This window comes from Vibrio sp. MarTm2 (assembly GCF_027587055.1).
GTDB lineage: Bacteria > Pseudomonadota > Gammaproteobacteria > Enterobacterales > Vibrionaceae > Vibrio > Vibrio sinaloensis_D.
Genome location: NZ_JAPPTK010000005.1, coordinates 161,164 through 178,618 on the forward strand (window position 1 = coordinate 161,164; position 17,455 = coordinate 178,618).

General features: G+C 46.6%; 19 protein-coding genes. 17 read left to right on the top strand and 2 right to left on the bottom strand.

The annotated features are described in order from the left end of the window. Positions 1–10: 10 nt before the first annotated feature. The gene (gene galU, locus OH458_RS12620; RefSeq protein WP_005472668.1) at positions 11–886 is read right to left on the bottom strand and encodes a UTP--glucose-1-phosphate uridylyltransferase GalU; all 876 of its coding nucleotides are present in this window, start codon (positions 884–886) and stop codon (positions 11–13) included. 116 nt (positions 887–1,002) lie between these two features. Continuing rightward, positions 1,003–1,650, bottom strand: a complete 648-nt coding sequence (locus OH458_RS12625; protein WP_038140438.1) for a LuxR C-terminal-related transcriptional regulator — start codon at positions 1,648–1,650, stop codon at positions 1,003–1,005. Positions 1,651–1,925: 275 nt separating this feature from the next. On the opposite strand from OH458_RS12625, the gene OH458_RS12630 reads away from it, so the two are divergent. From OH458_RS12630 to OH458_RS12710, 17 genes are all read left to right on the top strand, one after another. Continuing rightward, entirely contained in the window at positions 1,926–2,459 is a 534-nt protein-coding gene (locus tag OH458_RS12630) for a single-stranded DNA-binding protein (RefSeq protein WP_038140437.1), read from the top strand. 156 nt (positions 2,460–2,615) lie between these two features. After that, positions 2,616–4,613, top strand: coding sequence for an RNase E specificity factor CsrD (gene csrD / locus OH458_RS12635; protein WP_269978585.1), 1,998 nt, complete (start codon positions 2,616–2,618; stop codon positions 4,611–4,613). Between the two features lie 13 nt (positions 4,614–4,626). Continuing rightward, positions 4,627–6,066 (top strand): MSHA biogenesis protein MshI, encoded by a 1,440-nt coding sequence (locus OH458_RS12640; RefSeq protein ID WP_269978586.1) that lies wholly within the window; start codon positions 4,627–4,629, stop codon positions 6,064–6,066. Continuing rightward, the gene (gspM, locus tag OH458_RS12645; protein ID WP_038216297.1) at positions 6,063–6,713 is read left to right on the top strand and encodes a type II secretion system protein GspM; all 651 of its coding nucleotides are present in this window, start codon (positions 6,063–6,065) and stop codon (positions 6,711–6,713) included. Before OH458_RS12640 ends, gspM begins: the two co-directional genes overlap by 4 nt. Then, on the top strand, positions 6,706–7,029 hold the full coding sequence (locus tag OH458_RS12650) for an MSHA biogenesis protein MshK (protein WP_269978587.1): 324 nt from the start codon (positions 6,706–6,708) through the stop codon (positions 7,027–7,029). Before gspM ends, OH458_RS12650 begins: the two co-directional genes overlap by 8 nt. Before the next feature lie 15 nt (positions 7,030–7,044). After that, entirely contained in the window at positions 7,045–8,679 is a 1,635-nt protein-coding gene (mshL, locus tag OH458_RS12655) for a pilus (MSHA type) biogenesis protein MshL (protein WP_269978588.1), read from the top strand. Between the two features lie 3 nt (positions 8,680–8,682). After that, entirely contained in the window at positions 8,683–9,525 is an 843-nt protein-coding gene (locus OH458_RS12660; RefSeq protein ID WP_039478273.1) for an ExeA family protein, read from the top strand. Continuing rightward, the gene (locus tag OH458_RS12665; protein WP_269978589.1) at positions 9,525–10,598 is read left to right on the top strand and encodes a tetratricopeptide repeat protein; all 1,074 of its coding nucleotides are present in this window, start codon (positions 9,525–9,527) and stop codon (positions 10,596–10,598) included. Before OH458_RS12660 ends, OH458_RS12665 begins: the two co-directional genes overlap by 1 nt. Then, positions 10,598–12,322: a GspE/PulE family protein gene (locus OH458_RS12670; RefSeq protein WP_038140428.1), complete on the top strand. Its 1,725-nt coding sequence runs from the start codon at positions 10,598–10,600 to the stop codon at positions 12,320–12,322. Before OH458_RS12665 ends, OH458_RS12670 begins: the two co-directional genes overlap by 1 nt. Positions 12,323–12,330: 8 nt before the next feature. Next, positions 12,331–13,551: a type II secretion system F family protein gene (locus tag OH458_RS12675; RefSeq protein ID WP_269978590.1), complete on the top strand. Its 1,221-nt coding sequence runs from the start codon at positions 12,331–12,333 to the stop codon at positions 13,549–13,551. Further along, positions 13,535–14,014, top strand: a complete 480-nt coding sequence (locus OH458_RS12680; protein ID WP_269978591.1) for an MSHA biogenesis protein MshF — start codon at positions 13,535–13,537, stop codon at positions 14,012–14,014. The genes OH458_RS12675 and OH458_RS12680 overlap by 17 nt, the downstream gene beginning before the upstream one ends. Before the next feature lie 75 nt (positions 14,015–14,089). Further along, complete coding sequence (locus OH458_RS12685) at positions 14,090–14,665, top strand: prepilin-type N-terminal cleavage/methylation domain-containing protein (protein ID WP_269978592.1); 576 nt, start codon at positions 14,090–14,092, stop codon at positions 14,663–14,665. Positions 14,666–14,697: 32 nt separating this feature from the next. Beyond that, a complete protein-coding gene (locus tag OH458_RS12690) occupies positions 14,698–15,147 on the top strand; it encodes a prepilin-type N-terminal cleavage/methylation domain-containing protein (protein WP_269978593.1) in 450 nt (149 codons plus the stop codon). Between the two features lie 133 nt (positions 15,148–15,280). Further along, positions 15,281–15,760, top strand: a complete 480-nt coding sequence (locus OH458_RS12695; RefSeq protein ID WP_269978594.1) for a type II secretion system protein — start codon at positions 15,281–15,283, stop codon at positions 15,758–15,760. Continuing rightward, the gene (locus OH458_RS12700; RefSeq protein WP_269978595.1) at positions 15,757–16,308 is read left to right on the top strand and encodes a type IV pilus modification PilV family protein; all 552 of its coding nucleotides are present in this window, start codon (positions 15,757–15,759) and stop codon (positions 16,306–16,308) included. Before OH458_RS12695 ends, OH458_RS12700 begins: the two co-directional genes overlap by 4 nt. After that, positions 16,308–17,030, top strand: coding sequence for a PilW family protein (locus tag OH458_RS12705; protein WP_269978596.1), 723 nt, complete (start codon positions 16,308–16,310; stop codon positions 17,028–17,030). Before OH458_RS12700 ends, OH458_RS12705 begins: the two co-directional genes overlap by 1 nt. Beyond that, a complete protein-coding gene (locus OH458_RS12710; RefSeq protein ID WP_038191653.1) occupies positions 17,020–17,454 on the top strand; it encodes a hypothetical protein in 435 nt (144 codons plus the stop codon). Before OH458_RS12705 ends, OH458_RS12710 begins: the two co-directional genes overlap by 11 nt. Position 17,455: the final 1 nt, after the last annotated feature.

The window sequence follows — 17,455 nt, forward strand, 5'->3', positions numbered from 1 at the left end:
AAGCGTCGGTTTATGCTTCTTCTTTGGTCGTTTTTTGTTTGCCAAGCTCTGACTTTTTAGAGTCTTTCAGGTATAGGTTTTCGAAGCAGTAGTTGGTAGCCTCGATATAACCTTCGACACTACCGCAGTCGAAACGTTGGCCCTTAAATTTATAAGCAAGAACACAGCCTGCTTGTGCCTGTTTAAGCAAAGCGTCGGTAATTTGGATTTCGCCACCTTTGCCAGGCTCTGTATTTTCAATCAACTCAAAAATATCAGGGGTTAGAATGTAACGGCCAATGATGGCGAGGTTGCTTGGCGCAGTTCCTGGCTCCGGTTTTTCGACCATATCGTCAACACGGAAGATATCATCTTTGATCATTTCACCAGAGATCACGCCATACTTGTGAGTTTCATCTTCAGGTACTTCTTGTACCGCGACAATAGAGCAACGGAACTGCTTGAAGAGTGCGACCATCTGCGCAAGTACACCTTCTTGCTCGTTAACACAAAGGTCATCAGCGAGCACCACAGCAAACGGTTCATCTCCCACCAGTTCACGCCCGGTTAAAATTGCGTGGCCAAGACCTTTCATTTCACGTTGACGAATATAGGTAAAGTTTGCGCTCTCAATAATGTCGCGAATATCGACTAGTAGCTCTTCTTTGTTGGTGCCACTGATTTGGTGCTCAAGCTCATAATTCTTATCGAAATGGTCCATGATTGAGTGCTTACCACGACCGGTAACGATACACATACCGTTCATACCTGCTTGGATTGCTTCTTCAACGCCGTACTCGATGAGTGGTTTGTTTACCACTGGCATCATTTCTTTTGGCATGGATTTGGTGGCAGGTAAAAAGCGTGTACCGTAGCCTGCTGCCGGGAAAAGGCACTTCTTGATCATGTTAAACCCTATATATTTTTATTCGAAAATTTGCTGACGTGACAATAACATGCTTTGGGCGAAGTGATCATCGATCCATTCGCCCAAAGTAGTGAAATTGTATGTGCGTAATAAAATTAAGACAACAGGTGTTGCTTTGCCCAAGCGGCAGCTTGTACTCGATTTTTTACGCACAACTTTTTGAATATCTGATAGAGGTGGGATTTAACGGTGAACTCACTGATAAATTGATCTTCTGCTATTTGGCTATTGGAAGCCCCTGTCATTAAACTTCTTAATATGTGGATTTCGCGAGTGGTGAGATCAACTGTAACTGGTGCTGACTGAGTTTCTACCATGTTGCGATAGTGAAATAACAGTTGTGCGGCGACCTTGCGAGGTAGCCAGTTCTGTCCGTTGATAATTTCGCTACAGCCTTTACTGATCACTTCTACGGAGTCGTTTTCATAAAACAACCCTTTTAGATGACCAAAATTGAGGATTTCATCTGTGGTTAAGCGACATTGAACATTAATGACGATGTTTTCAAAGGTTTTGTTCGCCAGTGGAAGATCGCGTATCTGATTATTCAGGCGAGAGTAGTCATGGTGGTCGATCATCAAAATGCGATGTTTGCTCGTTTGGAGCGCGAGCATAAGATCTTGCGGTTCGATATAGGGAATATTGATCTCTAACGCTTGTTCTATTTTTTGAACTATCGGATGAGTAACCTTCTTATCTTCACATAAGAAATGAATGGTACGCATATAACTATTCTTCATAATAAAACCTTTTTGATTTTCATCGATGGAATGAGCTTGAAGGATTTTTTCGATCAGAGCGAATCAAGGTTGAATCATTGCGTTTAGTTTCAAGCAGATAAGTAATTAACTTATCGCTCACCCAAAATAATCTTTGATTTTTCTCGAAAAATTAGTGGCTCATTGGATTGCGATGAAGATTGATCAGGCATTGCGTAGACAGGCTTTTGTCCCAAAAGCAAAGCGTGTTATGCTATTGGGCTATTCAAATATACCTAAATTTTTAGACGGAGCGAAACATGGCCAGCCGTGGAGTAAACAAAGTTATTTTAGTCGGTAATCTGGGTTCAGATCCGGAAGTTCGTTACATGCCAAGTGGTGGTGCTGTCGCTAATATCACCATCGCAACGTCTGAAACATGGCGAGATAAAGCGACAGGCGAACAGCGTGAAAAAACAGAGTGGCACCGTGTGGCACTGTTTGGCAAGCTTGCGGAAGTGGCTGGTGAGTACCTACGTAAAGGCTCACAAGTGTATGTTGAAGGTCAATTGCAGACGCGCAAGTGGCAAGATCAAAGCGGTCAAGACCGTTATACTACCGAGGTCGTAGTACAAGGCTACAATGGCGTAATGCAAATGCTAGGTGGCCGTGCTCAAGGTGGCGCTCCAGGCCAAGGCATGGGTCAACCTCAACAGCAAGGTTGGGGACAGCCGCAGCAACCTGCAGCTCAGCAGAGTCAACCGCAACAGCAATACTCTCAGCCACAACAGCAGCAAGCTCAGCCTCAATACAATGAGCCGCCGATGGATTTTGACGACGACATCCCATTCTAAGAGTCCTGAACTGAAAAAAAGCCGCGAAAATCGCGGCTTTTTTATATAGTTAGAGTAATCAATTGCCCTAACGTTATAGCGTGGAATTGCCCAATGCCCGCTTGTAGCTCAGCACCATGTTTATTGAAGCTGCATTAGAGAAGGAATTCTATTTCTATGAGGTATACCCCTACCTTAAAACTGAGTACCCGCTTGGTCGCTTTTGTCACTATGATCGTGATTATTGCCATGTTCATTCTCTTTTTGGGAGGAACATTGTCGTTTAAGCGCCTTGGTCAAGAATACTTAGATCATTCTCTCAAGGGGATCGTCAACGTAGTAGATAAGGAGATGGAAGATCCGGATGCTGCGTATTCACTGCAGCGCTGGATGCCGAAGATGCTTCAGGCGTCGAACATTGTCGAAATGGAGCTGGCATCGACGTACGGTACGATTTATCGCTTCAAAGATACGTCATCGAAAGTGGACCCTGCACTGCTTTACCAAGTTGAATATCAACTCGAACGCAACGATGGGTATCAAATTCGGTTTAAAGCTGTCCCTCCCTATATTGGCTACGGCTATTCGATGCAGGCACTGTGGTCCATCACGTTAGCGGTGGTGCTCATTATCTTCTGTTTGATGCAAGGGGTGAAATGGCTGAAAGAGCAGCTGAGCGGATCTGAGATGCTGGAAGAGCGAGGAAGAATGATCCTCGCGGGAAGGGTTGAAGAGTATGCGCAAGGCGATCCCAAAGAGTGGCCTTTTACCGCGAGTGAAGCGCTTGATCGCTTGATTGAAGAGCTAAGAGATGCTCGTCAAGAACGCAGTCGCTTTGACACCTTTATTCGTTCGCAAACTTTTCTAGATAAGCTGACTGGTACCGCAAACCGTGTTTTATTTGATAGTAAGCTCGAAGCAGCGCTTTCAGAAAGTGGCTCTCATGGCGGTGTGCTTCTTATTCGCATTGATGATTGGGAGCAACTCAAAGAAGAGTACGGGAAAACCGTTGCCAATGAGTTCTTAATCGATGTCGGAGATAGTCTGAGGACGGTTATCCAGCGTTACCCTGATGTCATTTTATCTCGCTATTACAATTCTGATTTCGCTATTTTTGCACCGAGTTTATCAAGCAAAGAAGTCTCTGCGATTGCTGCGAGCTGTATTAAGCAGTTAGCCCGTCTTACGCCACCCGACGTACTGGACCCAGAAAACTGGGTTCACATTGGGGTCAGTCTATATCGGGAGGGCGAAAGTCAAGGTCGAATTATTGATGAATCAGAAACGGCGCTTAAGAGTGCTCAGTTGCAGCGCTCTAACACATGGAGTCGCTTCCACAAGCATGTAAGTCCGGAGGAAGAACGAGGTAGCGTTCGTTGGCGCACGCTTTTCGATCAAGTGTTGAAGCCTGACAAATTGCACGTCTTTTCGCAGCCGTGTTTCCAGTTAGATGAGCAGCAAGATAACCAACTAGAGCACTGTGAACTGTTTGCCCGAATCAACGATCCAGAGAAGGGAGTAATCAAAGCGTCCCGTTTTAATTCAGCAATTGAATCAGTTGGTTACGAAATAATCTTAGACAAAGCAGTATTGAGAACTATCCTGCGTTATTTGAAAGTTTCTAAGGATTCAATGTGTTACTCTATAAATTTGCATGTCGTCCCTTTTGCCGACCGAGCCTACTTTAAATGGTTTCGTGATGAACTATTGCAGTTGTCTACTGAGCAGCGAAAACAGCTGATTTTTGAGTTTGCTGAAGCGCGTTTAGTGAAGCACCTCGATTACATGAGACCTGTCGCTAAAATGATTTCTGGTCTAGGTTGTAAAGTAGCGGTTGGTCAAGCTGGGCGCTCCATTGTTAGCACTTACTACTTAAAAGAGTTACCGATTAGCTACTTGAAGTTGCATCGAAGTTTAGTGAAACAGATCGATCAGCGTCATGAAAACCAGTTGTTCATTCGTAGCTTGCTTGGGGCTTGTGCGGGTTTAAACACCAAACTGATTGCCGTCGGGGTCGACAGTAAGCAAGAGCACAAAACAGTGCTTCAGCTTGGTGTTCATGGGGTTCAGGGGCGATATTTTGAATCAGAGAAACAACTGATTCCTCAACATATTCAGCATAAGCAAACCGCTGAGGTTAAGAAAGTACAAATTGGTCGACGAAAACGCTGGTGACAAATAACGACAAATGAATATGCAATCCTTATTCGGTAAATTCAGGCAAACCGCTCACAAACAAACGCAACTTACGGTAGTTGTTTTACCCCATGCCTTGTTTTTTTCACCGCTACCAAGCTGTAATTTACCCACTCAAGTCAACTACGATGGTGTGTCTTGGCAGGATGCCCTAGTTAAGGCACTTAAAGACGCTGATGTGTCCGATTTGTCGGCACAAGTCGTGCTGGGCGCAAACCTATATCAAACCTATCAAATAGATAAGCCCTCGATGCCGGAAGAAGAACTCTCTGCGGCATTGCCATTTCTTCTGAAAGATCTGATTTCTGAGCGCGTTAGCGACATCATCGCTGACTTTTCCCCATCACCAATCGGCAATAAGTTACAAGTTTTTGTCGTCAATCGTCACTTGGTCGAGGCCCTCAACAGTGCTTTGGGACAGTTTAATATCGAACTGACACGAATATTGGTCGAGGACGAAGTGTGGGCTCACTCTGCAGGGGAGCTAGCACAGTTCTTATTGCTTCAGCGGAGCCACAAAGGGCAATTTAAAGTCAGTGCGTTTGTGGATGGCCAGTGTGCGTTCCAAAGAACGATTCGCGGAGTAGCTTCTCCATTGACTGGGGTTGCGAGTAGTGCTTTGCAGCTGGACAATTTGGCGTTGGAGCTCCAACGCTCAGTTGACTATCTTTCTTCCCAATTGCGTTCGGCGTCATTACACCAGATGAAAGTGTGCTGTGACGAAGAAGATCAAGCCACGGTCGCTACTGAGCTTTCTGAGCGTTTGAGCGTCAAAGCCTCCCCACTCGTTGAGGGAGAAGATCCGTCCGGGCTTATCTTGCTCAAGAGTGTTGCTGCGGTTGGTGACAAATCAGTTAACTTATTCCCAGACCAATTAAAGCCAAAGAAAGAACACTTTACGTTAAAAAACGTCGCCTTAGGGTGGGGGATAACATCTCTGTTATTGGGCGGAGCCTATTTTGTGCTTGTCACCCAAAAGAGTGGTTTGAGTAGTGAGCTGTCTGCTCTGAAATCTCAGGAATCTGAGTTTCGCCTTCAAGTGGATACATTAACTCAGCGTTTGGCTAAGCACCAACCAACGCCCGCTAAAGTCGCAGCAGTAGCACGATTGGAGCAGGAAATAGAATCCAAGCGCCAATCTTTGCAAGCCGTTAGTGAATACGACGATGCCCAGCAGATGGGCTATTCGGGCGTTATGCGTTCGTTGGCTCAACTTGGGCGAAACGACATCTCACTAAACGCAATTACGATTGATAGTACGGGTTTGGATTTGCAAGGTTACGCAAGGGAGCCACAAGTCATCCCGAATTGGATCAACCAGTTTAAAACAGAGCTCAACTTAGTAGGGCGAACGTTTGAAAAGCTACAGATTGGTCGAAATGATCAAGACATTGTGATCTTTGAGTTGAAAACACGAGGAGATAAGCAATGAAACACTATTGGTCGCAAGCCAGCGATAAATTTGCTCAGCTCTCTGCTCGAGAAAAGTGGTTGATCACACTGTGTGGGTTTGTCGCAATTCTATTGGGGCTTTTTACTCTCTTGGTGGAACCGGCTTATTTAGCCAAGAAACAGCTTGAGCAACAAATCTCGACCACAAAGCTCAATAGCCAACGTTTGGAAGCGGATGTGCTTTTGATGACGGCCAAGCTTTCTAAAGATCCTGACCAAGAGATCAATATGCGCTATAAGCAGCTAGTGACAGAAAGTCAGCTACTTTCAGAACAGCTATCGAACATCATCGAGAATTTGATTTCTCCCAGTGAAATGGCAAATCTTTTAGAAAGTGTTCTCAGAGAGTCTAAGAAACTCAAGTTAGTTTCTCTGGTTTCACAGCGCGCAGAGCCGATAGTGAGCCGCGAGAATGACAATCACGGTTCGGGCTACTATCTACATCCCGTTCGCATTGAGTTGACAGGCAGTTATTTTGACATTGTTCAATACTTAGAGTCACTTGAGTCTATGCCCGTCAAATACTATTGGCGTACTTTTAGCTATAAAGTCGAAGAGTACCCAAGTGCGCGTTTGATCCTAGAGGTCTACACCCTTGGCACGAGAGAGGAGTTTATCGGTGGTTAGATTTTTTGCCTTTCTGCTGCTTGTAAATACTTCACTGGCTTGGGCGCAGCAGGACCCGACGGCACCTTTAAATTGGCAGAAGCCAAAAGTCGCTCAACCGGCAAAAAAGCCAGTGAGCTATCGACTGCCAAAACTGCAAAGTATTGTCTGCGGTGTCGACGTGCCTTGCAAAGCAATATTGAATGGAAAAGTAGTCATGGCGGGGGAGCGTGTCAGTGGCTACTACGTAAATAACATTGAATCGGAAAGAGTCGTGCTGTCTCGCAAAGGCAAGCAATGGACGTTAGAACTCTTTTCTTTGGATATAAAACAGTAAGGTATTGGGAATTATATGCGTAGACTCGCCGTAGCCGTGATGATTGCGTCGTTGATGGGATGCTCCATGGGGCACAGAGATCCCATAGAGGCGAAAGAAACATTGAATGAAGCAATCAATGAAGCGAATAGTCGTAGCTTAGCGCAATTACCTGCGTCTGTTGAAGCGGACCTGATGCCTGAGCTTTCTTCTGACAGTGCCACTTCATTCGACACCGTAAAGCGCTTTCGTATTCAGGCGAATGCAGTGTCAGCGAAAGCTTTTTTCACCAGTTTAGTTAAAGGAACTGAGTTTAGTGCAGCAATCCACCCAGACGTGGCTGGAACGATTACAGTCAACTTGACGGACGTCTCTTTGGATGAGGTGCTTAACGTCGTCAGAGATATGTACGGCTATGATGTTGTGAAAACAGGCAATGTTATTCAAGTCTACCCAGCCGGCTTGCGCACCGTCACAATCCCAGTTGACTATCTACAGTTCAAACGTTCAGGTCGCTCATTAACCTCTATCTCTACCGGTACCATTACCAATACCGACAGCGGCTCTTCTGACTCTTCTGATAGCTCAAGCTCTTCACGCTCAACGAGCTCTGCGAAAGGCGGCACAGAGATTGAGACCATCAGTGAAAGTGATTTTTGGCCTCAATTACAACTGGCAGTGACACAGTTGATCGGTGGTGGTGAGGGGCAGAGTGTGGTGGTAACGCCTCAAGCTAGCGTGATTACGGTAAGAGCTTACCCAGATGAAATCCGCGAAGTGCGAGAGTTTTTAGGCGTGTCACAGCAGAGAATGCAGCGCCAAGTGATCCTCGAAGCCAAGATTTTAGAAGTTACCTTGAGTGATGGTTATCAACAAGGGATCAATTGGTCTAAGGCATTCAGCTCTAATGGTACCAACTACACCATTGGTCAGGGCTCCATCGTGAAAGACACCAGCGGCAGCATTATTCCCGCAGTGCTACCGGGGTTAGATGCAATCGGAACCTTGCTTGGTGGGCAATCAAACTTGGTGATCTCGAGCGGCAGTTTCGACGCCGTATTGAGTTTTATGGCAACTCAGGGTGACTTGAACGTCCTTTCTAGCCCGCGTGTGACGGCGTCAAATAACCAAAAAGCGGTCATCAAAGTGGGTACTGACGAATACTTCGTTACCGATCTCTCCAGTGTGGTGGGTAACGGTGACAATTCAGAGCCCTCTCCTGAGGTGGAGTTGACGCCTTTCTTCTCCGGTATTTCTCTTGATGTGACGCCGCAAATCGATGACCAAGGCAACGTGCTGTTGCATGTGCACCCCGCAGTTATCGATGTTAATGAACAAGTGAAAGAGATTGGTTTTGGGGATTCGCGCATTACTTTGCCGTTAGCGCGAAGCTCTATTCGCGAGTCTGACTCGGTGATTCGAGCACAAGATGGAGACGTGGTCGTGATAGGGGGCTTAATGAAGTCCAATACTGTTGATCAAGTGTCGAAAGTGCCAGTGTTGGGTGATGTGCCAGTCTTGGGGCATTTATTCCGAAATACGTCGAAGCTGACGCAAAAAACCGAATTAGTCATCCTACTCAAGCCTACCGTCGTTGGTGTAAATACGTGGCAAAAGGAATTAGAGCGATCTCGAGATTTGCTTCAAGAGTGGTTTCCTGACGAGCAATAACGGATGTATTTGGACTATTTTGGCTTCGAACAATTACCGTTTGGGCTAACCCCTTCGACTGAGCTCTTTCTCGGCTTAGGGCCACACTATGAAGCGATTCATACGGTCCATTCCGCTTTGGAGCTTGGCGAGGGGCTGGTTAAGGTGATTGGGGAAGTGGGCACTGGAAAAACGATGGTGTGCCGCATGATGGTCAAGTATCTACCTGATCATGTTCAGTTGGTTTACTTGCCCAACCCCGCACTCAATGGCGATGAACTGCGGGTTGCGGTCGCTGCCGAGTTAGGTATTGAAGAGCACGCCACCAATACATTGGTCGAGTTGATTCAACGCCGTTTGATTGAGCTGGCAAGAGAAGGAAAACAAGTGGTGGTGTTTGTCGATGAAGCACAAGCCCTGCCTGATGATGCCCTTGAAGTACTTCGTCTTTTTGGCAACTTGGAAACAGAAGACAGGAAACTGCTTCATATTGTTCTCATAGGTCAGCCAGAGCTAGAGGCAAGGCTGCAGCAGCATCATTTACGCCAGCTTCGTCAAAGAATTACCTTCAGCGCCTATATTCGCACGCTGAATCTCGATGAAGTGGTGGCGTACATTGATAATCGGCTGGAAAAGTCGGGCGGTAGTCGACAATTGTTCAGCAGTGAGCAGAAAAAAGCCATCTGGCGCGCAAGCCGTGGAATTCCTCGCCTAATCAATCAAATTGGTCACAAAGCACTGGTTGTAGCGAGCAGCCGTGATGAAAAAAAGGTCTGCAACGAACATCTTTATGACGCAATCCACGATACGTACGACAGCAGAAAACCAAAATTTAAACGTCCCATATTTTGGGGGTGGAGAGAATAATGAGTGCAATCAACCAAGCATTGTCTGAATTAGCTCGTAAGAAAGGGGGAAAGCTTTCTGAGATTGAGCAGATTCGCGTGTCACCCATAAAGCAACGCTCTGTTGTGCCTTGGGTTGTTGGAACGTTTGCGATCAGTTTAGGTGTCGGTGGATGGGCGATCTCCTATCAACAACCTTCTCAGATAGAGCAAATAGCACCTGAACCGTCCTCGGTTTTCAATGAGTCTGTAGCAACTAATAGTCATGTGCCCTCTCCAACGGCGAAAGCGACCACTCAAGGTGGAACCATTTATCGCTCCGAAGTGCCGCGTTTTCCTTCAACGATATCTGAGACGGATCAAGCCTCGCCTCTTGTTGCGACGTCTCAGCCTGTAGTGGCCCTTGCTCAAGTTGAGTCATCTTCTCAGTCAAAAGTGACGGGTAATAAATCCGAGCAGGTAAGCTCAAAAGCCAACTCAGGTGACATAGTGATTCAGCAGGTCGAGCTAACGGCAGAGCAGCTTTCTAATAATGCACAAAAACGAGCTCAGAAGGCCCTAGATAGCAATAACCTAGATGAAGCGTTAGCAAATTACAGTGAGGCGCTGAAATACACGCCGTATGACACAAAGGTTCGCCAAACTCTGTCAGCGCTCTATTACGGTAAAGGTGATGTGCGTAGAGCGGGCGAGCTTTTACAAAAGGGCATAAGCCTTGACAAAGAGAGTGTTGTGTTGCGACTCGCGCTAGCAAAACTGTTAATGAAAGAGAAGCAAAACGCTGCTGCTCTAACGGCTTTGTCGGCGCTACCTGAAGAGGCAAATGTTGAGTATCTCTCTCTTCGTGGTGTGCTTGCGCAGCAGAACAATCAAAATGAGATGGCGTTATCGAGTTATCTAAAGCTAGTAGAGATTGAACCGGAAAGTGGTCGCTGGTGGTTAGGTTTAGCGATTCAGCAAGAGCGAGCACTTGAATTTGAGCAAGCGCAGCAGTCGTACAACAAAGCGCTGGCTGGATTCGGTTTGTCGGGACAGTCACAGCAATTTATTCATGACCGTTTGGCTTTGATCAAGCAGTTAGGGGAGTCAAAATAGTGCAAATCAAACTTCGAAAACGTCTTGGTGATTTGCTGGTTGAAGAAGGCATTATCTCCGAGCAGCAGGTAGAACAAGCACTGGCTGCGCAAAAGTCGACGGGCAGAAAGTTGGGCGCCGCCTTAATTGAGTTAGGGTTCCTCACTGAACATCAAATGCTGACTTTCCTCTCTCAACAGTTGGATATTCCGCTGATTGATTTGAGTCGAGCAAACGTCGATGTCGAGGCGGTCCAGTTACTGCCAGAAGTGCATGCACGTCGACTGCGCGCTTTGGTCATTGGTCGCCAGCAAGATACGTTACGTATTGCGATGAGTGACCCGGCAGACTTGTTTGCTCAAGAAGCTTTGTTGGGGCAGCTGCCTCAATATGGTATTGAGTTTGTCATCGCACCTGAAAAGCAGCTCGTCGATGGGTTTGACCGCTATTATCGTCGGACGAAAGAGATCGCGTCCTTTGCTGAGCAACTTCAAGCGGAGCATCAGGTCACAGAAGCCTTTGATTTTAGTATTGAAGGGGAAGACAGCGATGAAGTTACCGTAGTCAAACTGATCAACTCTCTATTTGAAGATGCGATCCAGATCGGCGCATCCGATATTCATATCGAGCCTGACGCTGATGTATTGCGATTAAGGCAGCGGATTGATGGTGTGTTACACGAGACTTTGCTCAATGAGGTCAACATCGCACCAGCCCTTGTGCTGCGTTTGAAGCTGATGGCTAACCTCGATATTTCTGAGAAGCGTTTACCACAAGATGGTCGTTTTAATATCAAGGCGAAGGGGCAATCGGTTGATATTCGTATGTCCACGATGCCCGTCCAGTACGGCGAATCGGTGGTAATGCGTCTCCTAAATCAGTCGTCGGGCGTACGTAAATTGGATGACTCTGGTATTCCTTCCCATCTACTTGAGCGTCTTCGTCGCCAGTTGAAACGTCCTCATGGCATGATTCTCGTTACTGGCCCTACTGGTTCCGGTAAAACTACAACACTTTACGGGGCGCTCAGTGAACTCAATGTACCAGGGAAGAAAATCATTACCGCAGAAGACCCTGTTGAGTATCGCTTGCCTCGTATCAATCAGGTTCAAGTTAACCCTAAAATCGACCTCGACTTCTCTACGGTGCTAAGAACCTTTTTACGCCAAGACCCAGACATTATTTTGATTGGTGAGATGCGCGATCAAGAAACCGTTGAGATAGGACTGCGAGCCGCATTAACCGGTCACCTTGTATTGAGCACTCTGCACACTAATGACGCGGTCGATAGCGCGCTGAGGATGATGGATATGGGCGCACCAGGCTACTTGGTTGCAAGTGCAGTGCGAGCGGTCGTGGCTCAGCGTCTAGTTCGTAAGATTTGTCCTGACTGCAAAACTCAAGAGCACGTTGATGAAGCAAGGAAGCAGTGGCTCGCGCAGCGATTCCCCAACCAAGTAGAGACATCATTCTCTCGTGGTCGCGGGTGCCAAAACTGCAACCTTACCGGTTATCGAGGCCGAATTGGTGTTTTTGAAATGCTTGAATTGGAGCAAGATATGATGGATATGCTTCGTGCGAGTGACGCTGTAGGGTTTGCCCGTGTTGCTCGTGAATCTGCGTCATACAAGCCGTTACTCGCTTCTGCGATGGAGCTTGCTATCAGCGGAGTCGTCAGCCTCGATGAGGTGATGAGCCTGGGTGAAGGTGATTCATCAGGCGTAGAAAAAGCGATCTATATCTAGGTTCGGGCATGGCATTATTTCAGTATCAAGGTCGAAACTTAGATGGTTCTGCTGCTTCGGGACAAATCGAAGCGGCTAATCAAGAAGCGGCTGCAGAACAGTTGATGAACAAAGGCGTCATTCCGACCAAGTTGACGCTCGGTGGCGGTAAATCTGCGTTTGAGTTTGACCTCAAGCAGCTATTTACGCCCGCGGTTCCGCTTGAAGCCTTGGTTATTTTTTGTCGTCAGCTCTACAGTTTGACCAAGGCGGGCGTCCCCTTATTGCGTTCAATGAAAGGGCTAAGTTCCAATTGCTCAAACAAACAGCTTCAACACGCGCTTGAGGAAGTGACTCAGGAGCTGACAAATGGTCGCAGCCTAGCAGGTTCGATGCAGATGCATTCGAAAGTCTTCAGCCAGCTCTTTGTCTCTATGATCAACGTTGGTGAAAATACGGGTCGATTGGATCAAGCACTATTGCAGTTGGCGAACTACTATGAGCAAGAGGTAGAAACGCGCAAACGAATCAAAACGGCTATGCGTTACCCAACATTTGTTATTAGCTTTATTGTTATCGCGCTGTTCATTTTGAACGTGAAAGTGATTCCCCAGTTCTCAACGATGTTCAGCCGCTTTGGGGTCGACCTTCCTTTGCCTACGCGTATTTTGATCACGATGTCAGATTTTTTCGTCAACTACTGGTTGGTCATGATCGCGGTGATAGTAGGCGTGTTGTTTGGCTTTAATACTTGGGTCAAAACGGCCAATGGACGTGAAAAATGGGACAAGTTTCGCCTAAAAATGCCAATTGTTGGTCCTCTTGTTAATCGGGCTCAATTATCGCGGTTTTCTCGGACATTTGCGCTGATGCTAAAAGCAGGGGTTCCGTTAAACCAATCGTTGGCACTGGCGGCTGAGGCGCTTGGGAATAAGTTTCTTGAGAACCGCTTGATTGAGATGAAGTCCTCCATTGAAGCGGGTGGAACCATCTCCTCAACGGCAATAAACAGCGGCATCTTTACACCTCTTGTCATTCAAATGATTTCCGTCGGGGAAGAGACAGGGCGTATTGATGAGCTACTGTTAGAAGTAGCGGACTTCTATGATCGAGAAGTGGATTACGATCTTAAAACCCTAACCGCGCGAATTGAACCGATACTTCTGCTTGTTGTTGCGGGCATGGTGTTGATTCTCGCACTGGGTATTTTCCTACCTATGTGGGGAATGTTGGATGCGATCAAAGGGTAACGCCATCCTGATGCTGAGGCGGATACGTTTCTCGGCTTGGTTACTCGTTGTCATGGTGTTAACCGCGAGCTTTATGTCAGCTTTTCAAAAAGTGGAGATTGAGGCTAATGACAGCGCGTTTTTAGTCGCTAGCAAGCGAATCATTGAAAGAGCAAGCTTTTATAAGCAGAAGTGGCTACTGCAACAGCAACCGAGTCATCTCGAAATTGACTCTGAGCTGTTAACTCTTTCGCAAAATGGTTGGGTACTGCCTATCAACGAGGCGGGTGACATTGATTGCGATTATTGGCTGAAGGTACTCTATCCGGATAAGCAGATTTTGGAGAGTTTACCTATCAATATTCATAATCATTCTGACGGCTCTCATTATCGTTGTGATTATGATTACGGCATGAATCGACATGTTGTTATCGATCTGAACTATAAGCATTTTTCTGCTAAAATTGTTTTGGTCGCAGAGTGATTTTTTGCCCAAGAGCGATAGCGATATTGTGGCTTGGCAGTATAATAAACAGTACTGATACGTGGATTAATTTATATGTTTAGAAAACAGTCTGGCTTTTCGTTAGTCGAACTTGTGGTTGTGATTGTTGTGGTGGGTTTACTCGCGGTTGCTGCATTACCTCGGTTTTTGGATGTTACTGATGAAGCCAAAAAAGCGAGTATAGAAGGTGTCGCGGGCGGCTTTGCTACAGGTGTCCTGTCAGCACGAGCTCAGTGGGAAGCCTTGGCGCGCCCTTCAAGAACGGTGGGTACAGAAAAGTATAATACCGTCGATTATGACGGCGTTGATTTCTGGTTAACGCGTTCAAAAGACAGCAGCGGAGCGGATACAGGATTTCGCGACGGTTATCCTTATGCTCTGAATGAGGATGATACGTCGTTCCCGACAAGCTTAACGGATCAGGCTTGTATTGATTTGATGGACAATCTTTTGCAAAACCCACCAAGTGTCGACACGGTGGCGAATGCAAAAACTAACTCAAATGTAAAATATTCAGCACAGGCTGACAATGGCGCCTCAACTTGCACTTATATTCAGCAAGAGGGAGGCACCGAGCATCAGTTCGTGTATGAAATAGAGACTGGTCGTGTGACCGTAACGCTGCAGTAGATCTGCGCTAACAACATAGAGAGACAGAAACTATGAAAAGACAAGGCGGTTTCACCCTGATTGAACTCGTGGTGGTAATTGTTATTTTAGGTATCTTGGCCGTAACGGCGGCGCCGCGATTCCTTAACTTACAAGACGATGCTCGTAACGCTTCTCTTCAAGGCTTGAAGGGTGCGATTGATGGTGCGGCCGGTATTGTATATGGTAAAGCGGCCATAAACGGTGTTGAAGCAAGTGGTGCAGCTAATGTAGATGGAATTACCACTGCATTTGGTTACCCAACGGCAGATGCTGCGGGTATCGGAGAGGCCGTGGTTGGATTGTCAACTGATTGGTCTGTTACAGCGAGTACCGCAACTAGTATTACATATGGCTTTGATGCTACAGCTACTACTTGTACAGTGACATACAATCAGGCTACAGGTACAGCAGTGTCGGAAGCTGCATCTTCAGTAGTCAACAGTGGTAACGGTTGTCAGTAACACTATAAGGCCAGCATTGCTGGCCTTTTCTTTTCTCATCTTCTAAATCGTTCTCAAAACTGCATAAATTTGCCTCTCACGCACGTAATCTCATTTATAATCAAAGCAGTAAATTTCATTACTTAGGGTTTCTATGAAACTTAGATGGGCACAAGGTTTTACCTTGGTTGAGTTAATTGTTGTCATTCTGTTGTTGGCAATCATTTCTGCCTATGCCGCAAGTCGCTATTCAGGGCGTGGTGATGTAGTCGCTGCCGTGTTGCAACATCAAGTGGTCTCCGTCGTGCGTCAGGTGCAAGTGAATCGAATGCAATCAAACATTACCGCGAGTGCAGCCTTGGCGAGTAATCAAAACTTTACATTGGATGTCCAAACCAGTTGCGTCGGCTCGGAGGCAGCTTGTTCGGAGCGCTCTGATTCTCGCAGTGACTGGGCTTCCTCTCAAATGGTCCGTTTTTCTTCATCGCCTAGCGCGCCTATTTCGTTCGATTTGTTGGGTAATCCGGTAGGGTCTGCCGCATCTGGGGCGTCTATCTCGATTGTGTCCAGTGAGGAAACCTGCGTCGTGGCAATAAATGCTCAAGGGTATGTGTCACTTGGAGGGTGCTCATGACGAGAGAGCGTGGTTTCACTTTGATTGAGAGCGTTATTGTCATCGTTGTCATAGGGTTTGCCATGATAACCATTACCCAGTTTTTAGTGCCTCAAATTACTCGCTCAGCCAATCCACATTATCAGGTTAGAGCTGCGGCATTGAGCCAGAGCGTCATGTCGATGGTTTTAGCCAGAGGATTTGATGAGTACAGCAATTTTTCTGGTGGTGAACTGCGCTGTGGTGAAGGCGCCGCGGTGGGTACCTCTCATCAATTTTGTTCAGGGATGGATGCATCGGTCAATGGCCTTGGTCCTGATGGAGAGGTGATTGCTGCCTATAATGATGTGGATGACTATATTGGTTGTTGGGAGCCTAATGGCGCCAATGGGTGTCGAGACTTAAACGTATTGGTTGGAGATGGTGTGGGGAATACGACCTATCAAAACTTTCGCTTAGATATTCAAGTGACTTACCAAGAGCCAAGCCTTATTAAGCAGATAGTATTGACCGTCTCTGCGCTTAACCAAACTCCCATCGAATTACGAGCCTATAAAGGAAACTACTGATGAAAAAGTCGGGGTTTACTCTGATTGAAATGGTCATCACCCTAATCGTGGGCAGTATTCTGGTGCTTGGAATTGCGGGTTTTGTTGATCTTGGTGCGCGAGGTTATCGCGATACCATTGATCGCCAGCGGATGCAGACGCAAGCTAAGTTCGTATTGGAGAAAATGAGCCGAGAAGTTCGTCATGCTGTCCCTAATATGTTTAGCAATGAGCTAATGGCAGGGGCGACAGACTGTATTTCCTTTTATCCGATTATGACGTCAGGCTTCTACGCGGTGTCGGGGGCTGATCTACAGTTTGTTATTGGTAGTGAATCGATGACGGTGGATGACTTAAGTTCACTTAATTTGGTTATCAACCCAACAGAGTCGATGCCAAGCATCAATGTTTTTCCACTGAACAGCGTCTCGAGTGCGAACAATGTCTTTGTTTTGACTGGCGGGGCGAATGACTTGGTGGGTAACTCGGTATCGCGTCGCCACTACATTTATGATCCCGATGGTGAGGTGAGTTATTGCCTGATTAACCAACGAGTTCAGCGTTTGGTGAGTCGTACCAGTCTTCTTCCTGTTTCAGACCAAGGAGTGACTGGCAGTTTGAGTTACTCACCTGCTACGTTTGAGAATAGTGGTGGCATACACATTAATCTCAACTTTACCAACGAAGACGGTGATGAGTCGACAAACTTCCGCCAAAACGTGCAGGTGTTGAATGTCCCATAGTAAGTTTCAGTCCGGTAGCCTATACATTGTCGTCGTTTTTGTCTTGGTGGTAATGGGCTTTCTTGCCACCAGCTTAAGTCGAATTGAGTGGTCAAATAATGATGCCCACACCAAAGACGTGATCGGCCTTCAGGCTGCTTTTTCCGCTCACTCTGCGAATGAAATGGTGCTCAGAGAAATTTATCCGCCAAGAGATAATATTGCGGATGAATTTGATGTGGCAGCCGCTTGCAGCTCTGTAAATGGAACCACAAGAACGATTCCAGCGGTGATCAACTGCGCTGATGCTCAAGTGACGTGTGGTGCAAGAGGTGGAGTGTTAGCTGATGGTAGTCAGATGTTTGTCCTAAGCTCTGAAGTAACGTGTGGTTCAGGCGTGAATCAAATGCGCCGCAGTCAAGAAGTTTGGTTGAGAGGTCAATAGC

What these genes read in the sequence shown, in the direction of transcription:
- galU (WP_005472668.1), bottom strand. Translation starts at nt 886, where the DNA reads ATGATCAAGAAGTGCCTTTTCCCGGCAGCAGGCTACGGTACACGCTTT.
- OH458_RS12630 (WP_038140437.1), top strand. Translation starts at nt 1,926, where the DNA reads ATGGCCAGCCGTGGAGTAAACAAAGTTATTTTAGTCGGTAATCTGGGT.
- csrD (WP_269978585.1), top strand. Translation starts at nt 2,616, where the DNA reads ATGAGGTATACCCCTACCTTAAAACTGAGTACCCGCTTGGTCGCTTTT.
- OH458_RS12640 (WP_269978586.1), top strand. Translation starts at nt 4,627, where the DNA reads ATGAATATGCAATCCTTATTCGGTAAATTCAGGCAAACCGCTCACAAA.
- gspM (WP_038216297.1), top strand. Translation starts at nt 6,063, where the DNA reads ATGAAACACTATTGGTCGCAAGCCAGCGATAAATTTGCTCAGCTCTCT.
- mshL (WP_269978588.1), top strand. Translation starts at nt 7,045, where the DNA reads ATGCGTAGACTCGCCGTAGCCGTGATGATTGCGTCGTTGATGGGATGC.
- OH458_RS12660 (WP_039478273.1), top strand. Translation starts at nt 8,683, where the DNA reads ATGTATTTGGACTATTTTGGCTTCGAACAATTACCGTTTGGGCTAACC.
- OH458_RS12665 (WP_269978589.1), top strand. Translation starts at nt 9,525, where the DNA reads ATGAGTGCAATCAACCAAGCATTGTCTGAATTAGCTCGTAAGAAAGGG.
- OH458_RS12675 (WP_269978590.1), top strand. Translation starts at nt 12,331, where the DNA reads ATGGCATTATTTCAGTATCAAGGTCGAAACTTAGATGGTTCTGCTGCT.
- OH458_RS12680 (WP_269978591.1), top strand. Translation starts at nt 13,535, where the DNA reads ATGCGATCAAAGGGTAACGCCATCCTGATGCTGAGGCGGATACGTTTC.
- OH458_RS12685 (WP_269978592.1), top strand. Translation starts at nt 14,090, where the DNA reads ATGTTTAGAAAACAGTCTGGCTTTTCGTTAGTCGAACTTGTGGTTGTG.
- OH458_RS12690 (WP_269978593.1), top strand. Translation starts at nt 14,698, where the DNA reads ATGAAAAGACAAGGCGGTTTCACCCTGATTGAACTCGTGGTGGTAATT.
- OH458_RS12695 (WP_269978594.1), top strand. Translation starts at nt 15,281, where the DNA reads ATGAAACTTAGATGGGCACAAGGTTTTACCTTGGTTGAGTTAATTGTT.
- OH458_RS12700 (WP_269978595.1), top strand. Translation starts at nt 15,757, where the DNA reads ATGACGAGAGAGCGTGGTTTCACTTTGATTGAGAGCGTTATTGTCATC.
- OH458_RS12705 (WP_269978596.1), top strand. Translation starts at nt 16,308, where the DNA reads ATGAAAAAGTCGGGGTTTACTCTGATTGAAATGGTCATCACCCTAATC.
- OH458_RS12710 (WP_038191653.1), top strand. Translation starts at nt 17,020, where the DNA reads ATGTCCCATAGTAAGTTTCAGTCCGGTAGCCTATACATTGTCGTCGTT.